Genomic DNA, 17752 nt, shown 5'->3' with positions numbered 1-17752 from the left:
AGCCGAGTTATTCATACCATTGCAAAATAGACGCCAGCTCACGCATAGCATAAAGGATTAATACCTTTTACTTTTTATTACGTTTACAGCGCTCTGAGCAGTAAATAACGTTATTCCAATCGCGCTGCCATTTTTTACGCCACGCAAAAGGCTTGTTGCAAACAGGGCACATTTTTTGTGGTAAGTGACTTTTTTTATGTGCCATATTAATTACTTTTTGCGGTGTTTTTGTGTGTACGAGTAAGCCCTACATGCTTTTTTAATATGTTAGGAATTGCACGTTTAACATCGGCGCGCTCGCGGTATTGCCATAAACGTTCGCGCGCTTGTTTGGAGGCTTGAGTTAAATCAAGCATTGGCTCGGGGTAGTCTTCACCAAGTTTAAAGTCGTTAAACAGCGCTTCCATTGGTGTTTGTTGCCAAGGCTCGTGTAAATATTCTATCGGCAGCTTTTCAAGTTCGGGGCACCATTTTTTAATAAAGGCGCCGCTTGGGTCTTGATCTTCAGATTGCTTAATCGGGTTGTAATGCCTAATGGTGTTAATACCCGTAACTGAGGCCTGCATTTGTATTTGTGGGTAATGAATGCCAGGTTCAAAGTCTAAAAAGTAATTTGCCAAAGGTAAGCTTGCCTGCTGCCAGCTTATATTTAAATGATGCGTTACAAAGCTAACCAACATAGCGCGCATTCTAAAATTAATATAGCCCGTGGTTTCTAAACAGCGCATGCAGGCATCAATAATGGGTATACCCGTTTGGCCTTGTGCCCAGCGCTCAATATCGTATTGTACGTTGTCATCGTTTCTATAGGGGAACTGATGATACCCCGCATTGAGCGCTTTAAATTCCATCGTACTCTCACTTTCAAATTTTTGCATAAAATGGCAGTGCCAATGCAAACGCGATACAAATGCAGCAAGCGGGCGCTTCCAGCCTTTTTTGCTTGGGTGTTTTGCATGGTATGCATCAATAGCCATTTGGTACACCTGTTTAAGGCTAATATTACCCCACGCTAAATAAGGCGAAAGCCTAGAGCAATGAATACGGCTTAAGCTGGGGCTAGATATGCCTTTTTGATATCCCTTACCGCGCTCAGCAAAAAAGCTTTGCAATATTGTGTGCGCAGTTAAAGGCCCACCTACTTGAAAGTTGTCATCATTTTGCGTGTAGCTGTCGGGCAATTTAGGTGTTTGGTAGTTATCAAGTGTAATGGTTTTTATGTTTTTCCAATTAGGAATAGCAATAGGGGCCTGCATTGTTTGTTGCCAGCGTGCGTTCCAATCTTTACGGTTTTTTTTGCCACGAATAACGCCGCCCGTTTGTGACTCAAGCCAGTTAACTTTGTTAGCTTTACACCATATAGCAACGGCTTTATCGCGCTCAAAGGTATTGTTTAAGCCAATTTCTTGATGGCTAAATATGTTTGCTATTTGATATGTTTGATTAAGCGTGTTTAACAGTGTCAGCATGTCTTGGTTAAAAATATACAGCGTTGCTTTGTAGCGAGTTAGTTGCTGATTTATTTCGCCTATTGATTGATAAACAAAACGCCAATGGCGCGCATTATAATGTGCATCCTCAAGCATTAGTGGCTCAAAGTTGTATAGCAGTAACGTGGGTAAATCATCACTAAATGCATTTTTAAGTGGTTGATGGTCGCTAAGGCGTAAATCGCGTTTAAACCACACTATGTTTATTTTTTTGCGCATGTTTAAAAAAGTGGCTGCAGTTATGAAATACTGTACGCAATACAGCGCTTTTACGATTTGCAGTACGACGTATAAAGGAAAATTATGTTTTTAGATTTAACGCAAAGCACGCAGCACAATGTTTACTCGTATTTAGTGGGGGGTATTAGCCCACGGCCTATTGCTTGGGTAAGCACACTTAGTAAGGAGGGGATTGCTAATATTGCCCCGTACTCTTTTTTTACAGTGGCCAGCTGTAACCCGCCAGTGCTGAGCGTGACCCAAGTAAACCCACGCGACAAAGCCAATAAAGACACGCTTTTAAACCTTCAAGCCACTAACAACTGCGTGGTTAATATTGTTAGTGAAGAGCTAGTAGAGAAAATGAATCAAAGCTGCGCTAATTATCCACATAATGTGAGTGAATTTGAGGCGGCAAATATTGAAACAATCGCCAGTACACACGTAACATCTCCAGGCGCCGCAGCGGCTAAAGTAAGATACGAGTGCACCTTAAGAGACGTTATTCAGATAAGCGACGAACCAGGTGGCGGCAAAGTTATGCTACTTACCGTGGTGGGAATTTATATTGACGATAACGTGTTAGTAAATGGCTATATAGATCCCACGCGTTTAAACAGCATAGGTAAAATGGGTGGAGACTACTTTAGCTCTACTAAAGATAAATTTGTACTAAAGCGGCCACAATTGTAAAATAACAGATTAACCTTATACACTTACTGTTAACTCATTAAGCGTTACCTATAAAACAAATGGATATTGAATGTCTAAACTTTACCTCACTTTAGTATTTGCCCTACTTAGTTTTAGCTGCCTATCAGCCTCTGATAAAAAGCTACCCATAGAAGCGTTTGCAGGCTTAAAAAGCATAAGCCAAGTTAAGCTCTCACCAGATGGAAATAACATTGCGTATGTTAGAAACCTTGATGGCGATTTAGTTTTAATGGTGCAAAGCCTTACAACAGGCAAGGGCAAACCGATTATTAAATCGGATAACCACACTGTATTTTTTGACTGGTTTAGTTGGGCAAATAATGATGTTTTGTTATTGGGCGCACGATACATTAAATATCAATTTGGTGGGGTTAAGTATGCGTCTACATTAATGTATTCGTATAATCTAAGTGATGATAAAGGAATAAAACTGGCTTTTAGAGCAAACAACACGCGTGATGAAAAGCAGCCTCAGTTTTCTGACCGAATTATTAGCTTTTTACCGGAGCAAGAAAATAAAATACTCGTGCAGGGCGATTTTAAAATAGCCAATACCCCTGCTGTGTATGAACTTGACCTAACTACCTTACGCAAAAAACAAATACAACGTGCTCGTGCAGATGTAACCAGTTGGTTTGCTGATAGACAAGGCAAGGTTCGTATTGCTAAAAAAATGGATGAAACACAATTTACTTACGAGCTGTACAACGAGCAAAATGAGTCGTGGCAAACACTATTTAGCTACGAAGTATTTAGTGAGCAAAGCATTTCGATACTTGGCTTTGATAAAGACCCTAACTTTTTATACATCACTGCGCTACATGAAGGGCGTGATGCATTATTTAAGCTTAATCTAACAACTAACAAACGTGAGCTCATTTTTAGCGACGACAAGTATGATGTAGATGGCGATATTTTTTACTCCCGTAAAACTGGCGAAGTGGCAGGCTTTACGCATTCGCATTTAGAAGATGGTATTGCGTATTGGGATGAAGACTTAGACAAGCTACATCGCTCTTTACGAGCATCACTACCTAAAGATTCATTTGAAATGGATATTGTTAGCACCAGCGACGATCAGCAAAAATATGTACTTTATGTCAGCTCAGATAAAACATCAGGCGCTTACATGTTAGGTGACAGAAAGCGAGGTGACTTAACATTTTTTGCAGACGTTTACCCGCACATTAACGAAAGCGTATACGCCGGTAAAGAGCACATTAGCTATAAAGCACGTGACGGGCTTATTATTGAAGGCTACTTAACGCTGCCTGTTGGCTACGAGAAAGGCGATAAGTTACCCACTATTATATTTCCACATGGTGGACCTATGGCGCGAGACTATGCAGGCTTTGACTATTGGACTGCGCTACTGGCATATAATGGTTATGCCGTGTTACAGCCTAACTTTCGTGGCTCAAGTGGTTATGGTTATGACTTTTTAATGCAGTCGATCCAAGGTTTTGGTTTAGCCATGCAAGATGACTTACAAGATGGAGCTAACTGGTTAATAGACCAAGGGATTGCTCAGCCAGATAAAATTTGTATTGGTGGCGCAAGCTACGGTGGGTATGCCGCCTTAATGGCTGTTATTAAACACCCTGAAACATTTAAATGTGCGGCAAGTTTTGCAGGGGTAACTGACCTTGAGCATATTGTGAGTAAAGCCCGACACTTTACAAATAAAGACATAGTACGAAAACAGTTTGGAACAAATAGCGATAAGTTAGAGGCCAATTCGCCGGTTAATTTTGCTAAATCAATTAACAAACCTGTTTTACTTGTGCATGGTAGCGACGACAGTGTTGTCCCTATTTACCATAGTCGAGAAATGGAAGATGAATTAGATGACGAAGATAAAGATGTTACTTACATTGAGCTAGAAGATGGCGACCATTACTTGTCTTATCAGCCGCATAGAATTAAAACGTTACAAGCGTTTCTCGATTTTTTTGATAAGCATTTAAAAAACGATTAATAACAAAGGCGACTTAGGTCGCCTTTTTTGAGCGTGATTTTTTATATAATGCACATTGTTTGCACTTTTACTTGTTAACGTTATACGTTGTTATTAAAGGCGCTATTTATAAGTCGCTATAATAGAACATGCAATTAATACAATTGTTATTACAGGCTATTCTTAAAAGTGCTTAGAGCTTTTAATAATACGTTTTAGCAGTAAAAAAATACGCAATAAATAACAGCTCAAATGCTTTTAGAGTCAGGTTTATAAAAAATAAATGAAAATTCACAACAAACTTTTTTTAATATTATTTAGCTTCACCTTTAGCATTATTGCGGGGCTTGTTGTGCTTATTCAGTACAGTATTGGCCAAGGTATTATTGATTTTGTAAACGCTAAAGAAGTAAAAGCATTAGAGCCATTAGCAGTACAACTGGCTAATAAATACGCGCAAACTCCTTCGTGGGATAAAATTATAGGTAACGATCAGCGCTTTTTAAGGTTGGTTGAATCGCAATTGCAATCAAGCCAGTTTTTACCTAGTTTACGCGATATGCCACAGCGCCCAGAAATTCGCGGCGAACGCAGACCCAGACCCCCACAGCATATGGCGCAACGAGATCGACGCCCACCGCCCGAGCATGCCGCGCACTATGCACTACTGGATGAAAACCAGCAGCGTATTTTTGGCAAATTATTTGAGGATTTAAAGTACATTAAAACGCCCATAGAGCTTGAAGGTAAAACAATTGCTTACCTTGCTGTTTCAAAAAGAAAAAGCCTAGCAGATGGGTACGAGTTGGATTTTTTAAAGCAACAAACTAACTATTTATGGCTTATTGCGTTAACCGCAGGGCTACTTACCTTAATGTTGTCTTTTTTACTGGCAAGGCATTTAGTTGGCCCTGTAAAGCAAATTGCCAGTGGTATGCATAAGCTAACCAAAGGGCAGTACAGCACCAAACTTTTATTAGATAGGAAAGACGAGCTGGGCCAGCTTAGTGAAGATTTTAATACCTTGGCCTTTACGCTCGCTAAGGATGAGCAAGTACGTAAACGCTGGTTAGCTAATATTTCTCATGAACTAAGAACGCCCATGAGCATTTTACTCGGTGAGCTCGAAGCTATGTTGCTTGGGATACGTGAACCAAATAATAAAAATATTAGTTCTGCTAACGATGAAGCGCTGCATTTAAAGCGCTTGATTGACGACCTACACATGTTAAACAGCGCCGAGCTAGGCGGCATGCATTACACCATGCAACCTACCGACGTAGGCTTTTTACTTAACTCCATAGAGCAAAAGTATCACGTTATTTTTGAGCAGCACGCTATTAATTTTTACCTTCTTAATAGTGCTAACAACACCACAGTAAACGCAGATAAAACACGTATACTGCAATTGCTAGATAATATATTAATGAATGCGGTGCATTACGCCCAGTGCTCAACTATTTCTTTAAGTGCCAATAACGTAAATATTAAAGGCCAAGCCTATTTAGAGCTTATAATAGAGGACAACGGGATAGGCGTTGAGCAAACGCATTTATCGCACTTGTTTGAATATTTATACCGTGTAGACAGCTCTCGCAATCGCCAAGAGGGTGGCTCTGGTTTAGGTTTGTCTATTTGTCAGCATATTGTTAAAGGTCATAATGGCGAAATATCAGCCGAAAAAGCCAGTATTGGCGGGCTTGGCATTGTTATTAAATTACCCTTATTAGTTCAGTAGAGGATAAGTATGAGTGAGCAAATACTCATTGTTGAAGATGAAATAAAACTTGCCAATTTAATGAGCGACTTTTTAACAAGTCATCATTATCAAACGCACCTTATTCATCATGGTGATGAAGTACTTAGCTGGCTTGAAAGTAATAAGCCAAGTGTTATTTTATTAGATATTATGTTGCCAGGGCAAAGCGGTATAGAGCTGTGCAAAGCGATAAGAAAGTTTTCTAATGTGCCCATTATTATGGTTTCGGCAAAGGTGGAGGAGATTGACCGGTTACTCGGACTTGAACTGGGCGCCGATGACTATATTTGTAAACCGTTTAGTTATGCTGAGCTGGTGGCGCGAGTAAAAGCAATTTTAAGGCGTGTTAATACCACAAAAGAGCCGGTAAATAATGCCATGACACTGGATGAAAGTACTTACAGTGTAAACTATAAAAATAGCAGTATAGAACTAACTAATTTTGAATTTCAGCTATTTAAGCCTTTGTATTCAAACCCTAACAGAATCTATTCACGCGATAGCTTAATGGACACCATGTACGCAGACCAACGTATAGTTAGCCACCGCACTATAGACAGCCACATAAAAAAGTTACGTAAAAAGCTTGATGAAGTAACGCAAACCGACAGCGTTATTCAGTCGGTTTACGGTGTGGGCTATCGGTTTGTTCACCCTCAATAGCTAAACGTGAGCGCAGTTTTACTCATCGTCAGCGTTTTTAATACGCTCTAAACGGTCGAACTCTTCGTATTCGGCCGCTTGTATTTCATCGAGTACCGCATCTACATCTGCAGATTCATTACTGTCTTCAAATTCTCCGCTGAGCACAGTGTTTGGCGTTAAGCTGGCCTCTTCAAACAGTGCCCACATTTCTTTAGCGTAATGAGTGTTTAATAGGCTAGGTGCAAACTGCGCATAATAACGACGTATGTTGTTTACATCGCGCGTAAACATTGCTTGCGCACTGTTATTGGCTGCGGCGTTTACAGCTTGCGGAAGGTCAATAATTACAGGCCCTTTACTATCAACAAGTACGTTAAATTCTGATAAGTCACCGTGGATAATACCCGCGCACAGCATTAATTTAATATAATGAACCATCATACTGTACTGCTCAATAGCGTCTTGCTGTGTAAGGGTCACATGCCCTAACTGTGGAGCAACATCTCCGTCTTCATCGCACACAAGCTCCATTAACAACACACCATCAATACAGTAATAAGTATCAGGAACTCTGACGCCAGCGCGTGATAAACGTGAAAGCGCGTCTACTTCTGCATTTTGCCAAATTTCTTCTTCTAGTTGTCGCCCATAACTAGAGCGTTTACCCATGGCGCGGGCTTGGCGTCCGCCTCTTACTTTTCGGCCTTCTTGATACTGAGCTGCCTTTTTAAAGCTGCGTTTAACGGCATCTTTGTAGACTTTAGCACAGCGAATTTCGCCACCGCTGCGCACCACAAATATATCCGCTTCTTTACCGCTCATTAAGCGGCTTATCACTTCATCAATTAGGCCATCATCAACGAGTGGCTGGAGGCGTTTAGGTATTTTCACTGCGATACAACTAGAAAAATTGGAAGATTAAACATGTATGTTAATAAGTCCTTAATATGTTAGCTCTCAAAACAGGTGTTGAAAGTGGTTTTAAGTAATTAGTTATCACAATAACCGAAATACCGAATAAGGTAAAAATAACATGATAAAAATCGGATTTATTTTTATTTCCTTATTGTTTGCACAATGTTTGCATTTTTTAAGCGTACTTTATATTCATACCCTTTATTAATATTTAACCCAAGGTGACCACGATGAAGCATTTTCCTACTTTTGCCGTTGCTGCATTATTATCAATGGCTTTTTCAGCCAATGTTGCAGCCAGAGGCGGTGATAACCCACCACCTAAACCTGACTTTTCAAGCATAGATGCAGATGGTGACGGTGTGATTAGCCTTGCAGAATTTAGCGAAAGTGCGCCACCGCAAGGCGATGCGCAAACTATTTTTGACGAAATAGATGCCGATGGGAATGGCGAAATTAGCGAACAAGAGTTAAGTGAACACAAGCCACCACGCCGCGCACGTTAAGGGAGAAAAATATGATCAACAGTATTGGTAGCTCAGCGAGTTTTATGACTCAACAATCTAGCCAAGTAAGCGCTTTAACTTCAGAGCAAACTGAGTTTGTTAAAGAAACACTTGCAGAATTTGATGCACAAAACCTAAGTACGGAAGATGCGCAAAGTATTCAAGCTGCATTTGAAGAGCAGGGGATCTCGCCGACAAAAGAGTTGGCTGATTTAATGAGCGAACTTGATTTTGACGCTAAAAGTATTGGCGATGCAGGACGCCCTGAAGGACAGCGCCCGCCACCGCCGCCGCAAAACTCTTTAGAATCTGTTGATACTGACGAAGTGGTTAGCTACTTAGATGAGTTATTAACTGAGTATTCAAGCCAGCTATCTGATGAAGATAAAGAATCAATTCTTTCATCGGTACAAGAAAAATTTGGTTTAAGTGAAGGTGATTCACTGCTAAATGTAACTGCTTAGGTGTTATAACTTGAGGTAAAGCTGACTGTTTATCCTTAGGTCTTAAGTCCAAAGCCCGGCAATTATTTTGTTGGGCTTTTTTAATATACCAATTCGCTTAATTGATCACGTATTATTGCGCATTGGTATTACTCCGCTTGAGGCAAAAAAATCGCGCTAATAGCACCTAACAAACCGAGCAGGCTATACAACAAAATAAGCTGTGCGGTTGATAAAAATGCTTCTAAAAGCCCTATACTGCCTAACATTAAAAGCAAAATGCCAATTACAGTATTACTAACCGACACGTAATCAGTGCGTTTATTGCCTTGTGCCATATCTACTAAATAGGTTTTACGCCCGAGCCGTACGCCTTGATGAGCAATGCAAAGCAAAAAATAAAAACCAGGTATTACCCAAGCATATTCAAACAGCTGGCTATACCATGTGGCTATTACAAACACACTCACCCCGTTTATGGTGACAAGTAACGCACTGATCACAAGCACCTTTTGGCTAGAAAAATCGCTGAGTCTTCCCCATATTGGCCCAGAAATTAAACTTGCTAAGCCAGACACGGCTAAAAATACTGCCAATAATGAAAATTCAAACTGCTGAGAGCTTGCTAAAATAATATAAAAAGGCGCGCTTAGGGCTGAGCAAAGTAAAAAGGCGCGGGTAATTACAAAGTGTGCAAATTGTTTATCTTGATAAAGCAGCTTTAATTTACTTAGCGCATTTAAAAAGCCATTTTTACCGCCTTGTGTCGCGCCTTTGTATTCGTTTATGCGGCTATAAAAAAGTGCAGCAACAACCCACAAAACGGCGCCTAAACACAGCGCAATTAATACCGTATTTTGCTCTTTTTGCCCCGAAAAAAACCACATCATTAAACCAAAAGTGAGTGTTGCAAAGCCAGCTATACTTGCCGCCAGGCCACTAATATTGCCCCGCTTTTTTTTAGGAATAACTTTACCTAATACATCTTTAGCGGCAATAGAATTAAACCCGCGGGCGAGGCTAAAGAGCACCAGCAGAGCTAAAATTGCATAGCCAGCCTGAGCGCCTTCTAGCACAAATGAAACACCAACCATAGCGCCAATACATACAGCTTGGGCAAATGCACCGCAAACCCATACCCACTTTCTTACTGAGAGTTTACGGATAATATTGGCTATCGCTAATTGTGGTAATAAAGAGCCCGATTCTCTTATAGGCACCAGCCACGCTATAAACGCGCTTGGTACGTTTAAGCTTTGCATTAACCAAGGCAGAGTGACTTTAGGGTTGAGGAGGGCATCGGCAAATTTACTAAAAAGCTGGCTTGTTAATAAAAGAATAAAGTTACCGGCCACTTCTTTGCAGTCATCTTCGTTTATGTCTTTACAGGCGCGTGCGTCTTCATCGTTGTTAAGGCGTTTATAGACTTGCTCTTTAGTGAGTTTTTTCATACTGCTAGCTACACAATTTGTTTTGCTCTTTGAGGTACGAATCTACAAAGTGTTGTTCCATAGGTTTAGAAAAGTAATAACCTTGTAGGTGAGACACACCAATTTCTTTTAGCATGTTAGCTTGCTCTAGGGTTTCTACACCTTCGGCGACTACTATAAAATCAAGTGTTGAGGCCATTTGCACAATCGCATGAATTATACTTAAGCCTCGCTTATCCATGTTTTGAATGAAACTTTTATCTATTTTTACTATGTCTACACCAATATCTAACATGCTCGACAAGGATGAGTACCCAGTACCAAAGTCGTCAATAGAAATACAAAATCCTTGTTTTTGCAGCTCTTTTACTGCTGCTAAAAAGGTGAGCTTATCCTCAGCAAACACAGATTCAGTGATTTCAAGGTGCAGGTTTTCTGGCTTTACGCCGTATTGATCAACGATATTTACAACCTTAGTGACAAAATCAGGGTCTTGAAGTTGTATTACAGATACATTAACGCTCACAGCAATAGGGGGTTGTACGTTTTTAAACGTGCAAGCTTGCACACACGCTTGCTCAATCACCCATAAGCCAAGTTCGGTTATGAGGTTGTATTGCTCGGCAATGGCAATAAATTCATCAGGAAATATCGCTTCGTCATTTAATTGCCAGCGTAAAAGTGACTCAAACGAGGTTACCTTCGCTGTTTGGCTATCCACAATAGGCTGAAACACTAACCGCAAGCCGTTGTCTTTTATTGCACTTGCCAAGCGTTTACTGAGCAATTGTTCGCGCTCTTGTTGGCGCTTTAAGTCGTTGTTGTAAATATTTACGCAGCCTTTGGCAATACGTTTTTGATGGTACATAGCTAAATCTGCTGAACGAATTAACGCGCTTAAATCGCCCTCATGCTCAGGAAATAACGCTATGCCAATAGTGGCAGATACCCAGCTTTGGTATTTGTATCGTTCATGCTCGGCACGAATGCTTTTAATAACCTTTTTGGAAAAATCAAATAAGTCTTGTTCATCCTCATAGGTTGTTAAAATTAAAAATTCATCTCCGCCCCAGCGGCATTTGTATAAGTGGCGGGTGCAAACGTTAGTGAGTCGCTCGGCTATTTCTTTAAGTACTTGGTCGCCAACTTTATGACCCATAGAGTCATTAATTTGCTTAAAGCCATCTAAGTCTACAAACAGTAAAGCGAGTTTTTCCTCGGGGTGATCTGCCAGCTGTTTATTTGCCACTTTTAAAAAAGCGGTACGGTTTAATAAACTTGTTAGTGGGTCAGTGTTTGATAAACGGTAAATTTCTTCTGTGCGTGTTTCTACTTTGCTTTCCATTTCGTTAAGTAGTTCGCGGTTTTGATTTCGTAATTTTATGGCTGTTTGGGTAAATGTGGCCGACTTATAAGAAGAGGCGATCATAATTGCCGAAAAAGTAATGCCCAAAAAGCCTAATACATAGTGGTAATAGTCATCAGATAAGGTTAGTACTATAGAGTAAGGCATTAATAAAATAATGCTGTAACACACCGAGGTAAAGCGACTACCCGAGAGCAAATTGGCTGAGCCACCAGCAAATGCCGACAAAATAGCTATTGTGGTGGTAATTTCAACGGTGGATGAGCTTTTATGAAACCACAGTGCGTAACATGACCACGAAATCGCGGTCGCTATACACCCCACCGAAAAGCGTTTTAAAAAGCTATTTGCATTAAAAGGCTGGTTAACTTCTTTGGTGTAGTTAAAGTAAATAACATCCATTAGCCTTGCTGCTAAAACAACCAGCATAAAAAAAAGCCAAATTATTTTTTCTTGATTTGTTCTCTCATCCGTTAGGTCAAATGCAAATACAAGTACAAAGCTAACTAACGCCGAAACACCAATGCCAGATAAAGCATTAGAATATAAAAGTTTTACGGCTTCTCTGCGTTCATCACTATTTAAATTTTTATATTGCACTCATTAAAGCCTTATGAAAAGTAATGCGGGTAAAGCAGGTTACATTTTATAAAAACACAATAATAAATATAGTTTAATGACAGGGAAAATGCAGATTTTAAATAAAAAAATGCCCATAACACAATGTCTTGTTATGGGCTGTTAGATTAAAAGTCGCTGGCGTTATGTCGTTCGCTAAGTTGCTCTTCTTCAGGGCCCCAGGTGCGATTAACACGTTGACCACGTTTAACAGCGGGGCGCTTTGCTATTTGCTCTGCCCAGCGCATTACATGAGTGTAAGAGGCAACATCTAAAAACTCAGCGGCGTCGTATAATTTTCCAAGCACCAACGAGCCGTACCAAGGCCAAATGGCAATGTCGGCTATAGAGTATTCACTACCCGCCATGTATTCGTTTTCACTTAAGTGGCGATTTAATACATCGAGCTGGCGTTTAGTTTCCATAGTAAAACGGTCTATTGGGTATTGCATTTTTGTTGGTGCGTAGCTATAAAAATGACCAAATCCGCCGCCTAAATAAGGCGCTGAACCCATTTGCCAAAATAGCCAATTACGGCACTCGGTCTTGGCTTTAAAATCTTTTGGGATTAGCACATCAAATTTTTCTGCCAAGTATTGTAAAATTGAACCCGACTCAAAAATGCGTGTTGGTGGCGTGGTAGAGTGATCCATTAGCGCAGGAATTTTAGAGTTTGGATTAATATCAACAAAGTCTGAGCCAAATTGGTCGCCTTCGCCAATGTTAATTAAATAGGCATCGTAGTCGGCATCGGTTAGGCCAAGCTCTAATAACTCTTCAAACATAATGGTCGCTTTTTGGCCATTAGGCGTGGCTAATGAATAAAGTTGAAACGCATGCTTGCCAATGTCTAAGGTTTTGTCATGAGTGGCGCCGGCAATAGGGCGGTTAATATTAGCAAATTTACCACCACTTTCGCTGTCCCACGTCCAAACTTTAGGCGGCGTGTATTCGTGTTCATTACTCATAAATAACCTCAATTTAAAAATGTAATTAATTTATATACTCATAGATAACAAGCTGGGGGCGTAAAAAATTAATTAAAGGCAATGAAAAAATTATCGTGCTTTTAATTTATCTGCTTTGGCAAGTTTATACCCTAAAAAGAACCCACTTAACGCACCAAAAAGGTGACTTTCGAACGAGACATGAAAGCGTTGTGGTAACACGCCCCAAATAAATCCGCTGTAAAGCACTGCCACTACTAGGGCAATAACAATAGACTTAAATGAGCGCCTAACCACGCCATAGCACAGTATAAATCCCCATAAACCATAAATAACGCCGCTTAATCCAACATGAAAACTACTTCGACCAAAGGCCCACACTAATAGCCCGCCAATTAACGCAGTAAATATAAACACGGTATAAAAGCGTTTTACACTGTATTGGCAAATTAGCCAGCTAAGTACAGCAAAAGGCAACATGTTGCTAGCAAAGTGCCACCAGCTGCCATGTAAAAATGGGGCGCATAAAATACCGATTAACCCTTGAACGCTGCGAGGGTAAATACCTAAACCATTAAGCGTAATGCCAGGTAAACTATTGATCACTTGTAGTATTAGGCATATAAAAACTACGCTAAATATTGCAAATCGCGTACTGGTTATCAGTGAAGATGATGATGGGGTAGTTGGCATATAAACGCTTTAGTAGGATTGTTTTGTACCAGTATAGGAGTATGTTTTCGCTATTAAAAGCGATTTAATAAGCGCGGCGTTATACGCCGCGCACAGGGGTTATTTTAACCTAGTTTAGTTAATAGTTTTTTCGCCGCAAGCTCTGAACTTGCTGGATTTTGGCCTGTAATCACTAAACCATCTTCGAGCGCTAATACGCCCCAGTCGTCAGTTTTTTGATAATCGCCGCCTTTTTTAATGAGTTCATCTTCAACTAAAAATGGCACTACGTCTGTTAATTGCACGGCGGCTTCTTCTGAGTTAGTAAAGCCTGTTACTTTTTTACCGGCTACGAGCGCATTGCCCTGTGCATCTTTAACATTTAAAAAAGCGGCACTTGCGTGGCAAACAGCCGCTACTGGCTTTTGCTCTTTTACAAACTTTTCAATAAGTGAGATTGAATCGCTGTTATCTACTAAATCCCATAGTGGGCCGTGGCCGCCTGGGTAAAATACCGCGTCAAAGTCGCTGGCGTTTACTTCACTTAACTTTTTGGTGTTTGCCATAAGTGTTTGTGCTGCGCTGTCGTTGTCATAGCGCTTTGTTGCATCGGTTTCAAAGTCAGAAAGCGTGCTAGTTGGGTCAATTGGCGGTTGGCCACCCGCAGGGGAAGCAAGTGTTACCTCTGCACCAGCATCAACAAATGCATAGTATGGTGCTGCAAATTCTTCTACCCAAAAACCTGTTTTTTCGCCTGTGTTGCCAAGCTCTGAATGTGAGGTAAGTACCATAAGTATTTTTTTAGCCATAACAATATTCCTTCGATTAGTGAGTAAATTAAAGCTTGGTGTTAACCAAGGTGCTGTAATAACTATATGCACTTAAAAGGATTTAAACAACGATGATAAATTTAACTTTATTGGTTTAATTATTGATACAATTATTGGGTTGAATAATCATTGGTGGATTTGTGATGAAAGTGTCGTTTGAGCAACTTAAAAGCATGGTGGTATTTGCGCAAATTGTCGAGCAGGGCAGTTTAACCGCGGCAGCAAAGCAGTTGGGGTTAACGCGTGCGGTGGTAAGTTATCACCTTAAAAAATTAGAAACGCAATTAGAAGTTACGCTACTAAATCGCTCAACCCGCACTATGGCGCTAACAGAGGCGGGCATTGCGTATTATGAGCGCTGTAGAGTGATCACAGAACAAGCAAACGCAGCTAATCAGCAAATAGAAAACATTAAAAGTGAGCCACAAGGAGTATTAAAAATTAGCTGCCCCGTTAATGTAGGCATGCAACTAATTGTGCCGGCAATTAATACGTTTAAACGCCAATACCCCAAAATTGAAATAGACCTGCAACTAACCGATGATGTGGTTGATATTATAAAAAACGGCTTTGATATTGCTATTCGTGGGGTCGCTTTAAGTGACTCAAACTTACAAGCCACTAAACTAACCACCATGAGTACCTGTATTTGTGGCTCAGCTGAGTATTTTGAACACTTTGGCAAACCTAAAACGCCAGCTGAATTAGCCTTGCATAAATGGGTGGTGTACCAACTTAGCAGTAAAACATTAACCCTTAGCAAAGAGGGCAAAAAATACGATGTAATACTTCAAGGCGGTATTAGCACCAATAATGCCGCGGCGCGTACCGCGTTTGTAGAGGCCGGGCACGGGCTTGGGCGCATTCCGTTGTATGATGCGTGGCCTAAAGTGCAAGCAGGGCTGTTGGAAATAATACTCGATGATTATAAAACAAAAGATATTGAGCTTTATGGCGTGTTTCCACCTGGGGCGGCAGGCTCCAAAAAGCTCAGGTTGTTTATTGATTATTTAAAAGCCTATTTTGTTAAACAGCATACTGCACTGGGCATGCTAAAAAGCACGTAAAACCGCACTTAATTACAAAGTACGATTAAATAATGCAACCGCTTGTTGGTACATAGTAATTGCAAGCGCGGCATCGTAACGCTCGCCCTCATCACGCATAAACGCATGCTGTGCGTTTACTTCTTGCCAGTGATAGTTAATACCCGTGGCTACACATTGCTGGTAAATTTTACTTCGGCCTTGTTGCGGTACATGTGGGTCTTGCTTACCCCAAATAAAGTGTATTTCACCTTGAATATCAGCCATGCGTTCAAACGAATTGTTACCTGCATTGGCCGTTAATGAATCACTATGAATATCGGTGGCGTATAAACAAAATGCAGCTTTTATGTGAGGGTTTAATGCGGCTCTGTAAGCTAAATGCCCACCAATGCACACTCCCATGGCGCCCACTGTGCCAGTGCAGTAATCTTGATTTTGTACAAAGTCGATGAGTGCTTGTGTGTCGCTGTCGTGGTGCTCAAGTGGCTTTTGCCATTTATCGGCATTGCCTTTATCTTTACCCGCGTCATCGTACGCAAGTACAGTACCAATCGGGTTTAGCTCATGAAATACCTCAGGCACTAACACAACAAAACCATGGCTTGCTAAAATAGCAGCGCTGCGCGCAATAGGCGCGGTTTGCTGAAAAATTTCAGAGTAAAAAATAATACTTGGATATTGGCCAGCTGCTTGTGGGCGGTAAACGGTAGTACGCATTAAGCCTGTAGGGGTGGCTAGGTCGGTATTATGGTGTTGGATTATCATAAAAGCGCTCAGTTAAATAATTAATAAGGTTATGGTAACTGAGCGCAAAAAAATAAACGACCACTGATACTGGTTTTTTAAATGCTTGCAGGCATTTTATTGCAACTTGCGTAGTAGCTTACGGTCGCAGGCCAATCCGAAAATATACCCATAACCCCGACATCCTGCGCGAGTACATCAACCACCGTCATCATGTCGCCATCGTTATCGATAACATCGGCGATTGATTGATAGTAGTAGCCACCGCCCTCGTTAAGAGGCCCCGAGCGCTCAAGGCTCCATGCTATCAGTTCAAGCCCTGCAGCTTTTGCGTCAATGGCGTATTGTGAGGGGACAATATTACTTTCGTTGTCTATGGTGAGCATCATCCAAATAGGGGGCGCTAATATTTTAACGCCATCGGCTACTAGCTCTTCCATACTTGGTTGCCACGTTTCAGGGTTACTTGGATCAAAGCCCGCTTCGCTGTCACGGCCATCTAAATATACGCTTTGATTTGCAAAGTCGGGGTTGTTATTTATCCAATATTTCACATCATCGAGATTAAACGATTGCGGGTATACATCACTGCTTGGTACGTCCAATTGCGTGTACTCATCAAGCATTTTTTGTGCGTATTGCTGTTGTGTCATTCCCTCAAAAGGCATGCTCACTTGCGGCGATTTTAGCTCTGGGGTCATTTTTACACCCAAACTTTTAAATAACTCAATACTTTGTTTATGAGTTACTAATGTTCCACCTGTGGCGTATAAATCGGTGCGCCAGCTGGGCGTGCCCTGCATATATTCACCAACAGTAGTGGCTTGGGTGTTGGCGCCATCCATTTTACCTTCAAGCGTTAAAAATTCGCTCAGGCTGATATCGCTTGTGCAGCATTTAGCGGTGGCAGGCGTGCCACTTGCTGCGTTAGCTGGAGTAAAAGGCACACTGCATTTAGCAGCAAGTTCATCAATGGCTAATATATTGGTGGTGGTGTGCAAATCGCACTGAGAGTGGCGACACACGAGCTCTTTGTCGCTGGTAAAGGTTACATCGCACTCGACAATACCTGCACCCATACGCGCCGCAGCTATATAAGACTCCTTGGTATGCTCAGGGTATTGCATTGGCGCACCACGATGCCCAATAGAAAAATCTGTACGGTAAAATGGCCCATCTGTACACGATTCTAATTTTGTTTTTAAATCGCTCTGTGCCATATCGTTAATAAGGTAGTCGGCACGAGTACCTAATTGAATATCAGGCGCCTCGCCTTTTGCAACTTCAACAATTACAGGCGTCGGTACTTCAACAACCTCAACGGTGGTATTTGTAACGACTACGTCTTTTTCTACAACTTCGACATCGTCGTCGCAGCCGCTCAGTAGTGCAAGTATTACTGAGCTTGTTATTAGGGTGAGATGTTTCATGTTTGTTCCTTAACGTTA

Annotated in this window: 17 protein-coding genes; 7 read left to right on the top strand and 10 right to left on the bottom strand. The window is 41.1% G+C overall.

The annotated features are described in order from the left end of the window. Positions 1 to 67: 67 nt before the first annotated feature. Entirely contained in the window at positions 68 to 205 is a 138-nt protein-coding gene (locus tag MTF64_RS08265) for a DUF2256 domain-containing protein (protein ID WP_248451090.1), read from the bottom strand. 1 nt (position 206) lies between these two features. Continuing rightward, complete coding sequence (locus tag MTF64_RS08260; RefSeq protein ID WP_248451089.1) at positions 207 to 1709, bottom strand: deoxyribodipyrimidine photo-lyase; 1503 nt, start codon at positions 1707 to 1709, stop codon at positions 207 to 209. A gap of 84 nt (positions 1710 to 1793) precedes the next feature. On the opposite strand from MTF64_RS08260, the gene MTF64_RS08255 reads away from it, so the two are divergent. From MTF64_RS08255 to MTF64_RS08240, 4 genes are all read left to right on the top strand, one after another. Continuing rightward, a complete protein-coding gene (locus tag MTF64_RS08255; RefSeq protein WP_248451088.1) occupies positions 1794 to 2402 on the top strand; it encodes a flavin reductase family protein in 609 nt (202 codons plus the stop codon). A gap of 70 nt (positions 2403 to 2472) precedes the next feature. Further along, positions 2473 to 4401, top strand: coding sequence for a S9 family peptidase (locus MTF64_RS08250; protein ID WP_004587407.1), 1929 nt, complete (start codon positions 2473 to 2475; stop codon positions 4399 to 4401). Positions 4402 to 4663: 262 nt separating this feature from the next. Beyond that, positions 4664 to 6118, top strand: coding sequence for an ATP-binding protein (locus tag MTF64_RS08245; RefSeq protein WP_248443043.1), 1455 nt, complete (start codon positions 4664 to 4666; stop codon positions 6116 to 6118). 9 nt (positions 6119 to 6127) lie between these two features. Beyond that, a complete protein-coding gene (locus MTF64_RS08240; protein WP_029773415.1) occupies positions 6128 to 6802 on the top strand; it encodes a response regulator in 675 nt (224 codons plus the stop codon). Positions 6803 to 6820: 18 nt separating this feature from the next. Here MTF64_RS08240 and MTF64_RS08235 read toward each other — a convergent pair whose 3' ends face one another. Next, positions 6821 to 7675, bottom strand: coding sequence for a PA4780 family RIO1-like protein kinase (locus MTF64_RS08235; protein WP_248451087.1), 855 nt, complete (start codon positions 7673 to 7675; stop codon positions 6821 to 6823). Positions 7676 to 7929: 254 nt separating this feature from the next. Between MTF64_RS08235 and MTF64_RS08230 the strand changes: the two genes are divergently transcribed. Together MTF64_RS08230 and MTF64_RS08225 are read left to right on the top strand one after the other, a co-directional pair. Further along, positions 7930 to 8205 carry an EF-hand domain-containing protein gene (locus MTF64_RS08230; protein ID WP_248451086.1) on the top strand — a complete coding sequence of 92 codons (276 nt, stop codon included), beginning with the start codon at positions 7930 to 7932 and terminating at the stop codon, positions 8203 to 8205. A gap of 11 nt (positions 8206 to 8216) precedes the next feature. Beyond that, entirely contained in the window at positions 8217 to 8669 is a 453-nt protein-coding gene (locus tag MTF64_RS08225; protein WP_004587402.1) for a hypothetical protein, read from the top strand. A gap of 128 nt (positions 8670 to 8797) precedes the next feature. On the opposite strand, the gene MTF64_RS08220 is transcribed toward MTF64_RS08225, so the two are convergent. The 5 genes from MTF64_RS08220 to MTF64_RS08200 all read right to left on the bottom strand — a co-directional run bounded on the left by MTF64_RS08220 (position 8798) and on the right by MTF64_RS08200 (position 14490). After that, entirely contained in the window at positions 8798 to 10099 is a 1302-nt protein-coding gene (locus tag MTF64_RS08220; RefSeq protein WP_055252985.1) for an MFS transporter, read from the bottom strand. A gap of 4 nt (positions 10100 to 10103) precedes the next feature. Further along, entirely contained in the window at positions 10104 to 12044 is a 1941-nt protein-coding gene (locus tag MTF64_RS08215) for a bifunctional diguanylate cyclase/phosphodiesterase (protein WP_248443047.1), read from the bottom strand. A 146-nt stretch (positions 12045 to 12190) separates the two neighbouring features. Then, the gene (gene yghU / locus MTF64_RS08210; RefSeq protein WP_004587400.1) at positions 12191 to 13030 is read right to left on the bottom strand and encodes a glutathione-dependent disulfide-bond oxidoreductase; all 840 of its coding nucleotides are present in this window, start codon (positions 13028 to 13030) and stop codon (positions 12191 to 12193) included. Between the two features lie 90 nt (positions 13031 to 13120). Beyond that, positions 13121 to 13702 carry a rhomboid family intramembrane serine protease gene (locus tag MTF64_RS08205; RefSeq protein WP_024034245.1) on the bottom strand — a complete coding sequence of 194 codons (582 nt, stop codon included), beginning with the start codon at positions 13700 to 13702 and terminating at the stop codon, positions 13121 to 13123. A 104-nt stretch (positions 13703 to 13806) separates the two neighbouring features. Next, positions 13807 to 14490, bottom strand: coding sequence for a type 1 glutamine amidotransferase domain-containing protein (locus MTF64_RS08200; protein WP_029773419.1), 684 nt, complete (start codon positions 14488 to 14490; stop codon positions 13807 to 13809). Between the two features lie 164 nt (positions 14491 to 14654). Between MTF64_RS08200 and MTF64_RS08195 the strand changes: the two genes are divergently transcribed. After that, positions 14655 to 15578, top strand: a complete 924-nt coding sequence (locus MTF64_RS08195; RefSeq protein ID WP_024034243.1) for a LysR family transcriptional regulator — start codon at positions 14655 to 14657, stop codon at positions 15576 to 15578. 12 nt (positions 15579 to 15590) lie between these two features. Here MTF64_RS08195 and MTF64_RS08190 read toward each other — a convergent pair whose 3' ends face one another. Together MTF64_RS08190 and MTF64_RS08185 are read right to left on the bottom strand one after the other, a co-directional pair. Then, positions 15591 to 16325, bottom strand: coding sequence for a dienelactone hydrolase family protein (locus tag MTF64_RS08190; protein WP_248451085.1), 735 nt, complete (start codon positions 16323 to 16325; stop codon positions 15591 to 15593). A gap of 77 nt (positions 16326 to 16402) precedes the next feature. Next, positions 16403 to 17734, bottom strand: a complete 1332-nt coding sequence (locus MTF64_RS08185) for a glycerophosphodiester phosphodiesterase family protein (protein WP_248451084.1) — start codon at positions 17732 to 17734, stop codon at positions 16403 to 16405. Between the last annotated feature and the right edge of the window lie 18 nt (positions 17735 to 17752).

This window comes from Pseudoalteromonas sp. 2CM41L, from assembly GCF_023161905.1.
GTDB classification, from domain to species: Bacteria; Pseudomonadota; Gammaproteobacteria; order Enterobacterales; family Alteromonadaceae; genus Pseudoalteromonas; species Pseudoalteromonas atlantica.
Note: the sequence above shows the minus strand (reverse complement) of the source record. Positions and strands in the feature narration are given on the sequence as shown.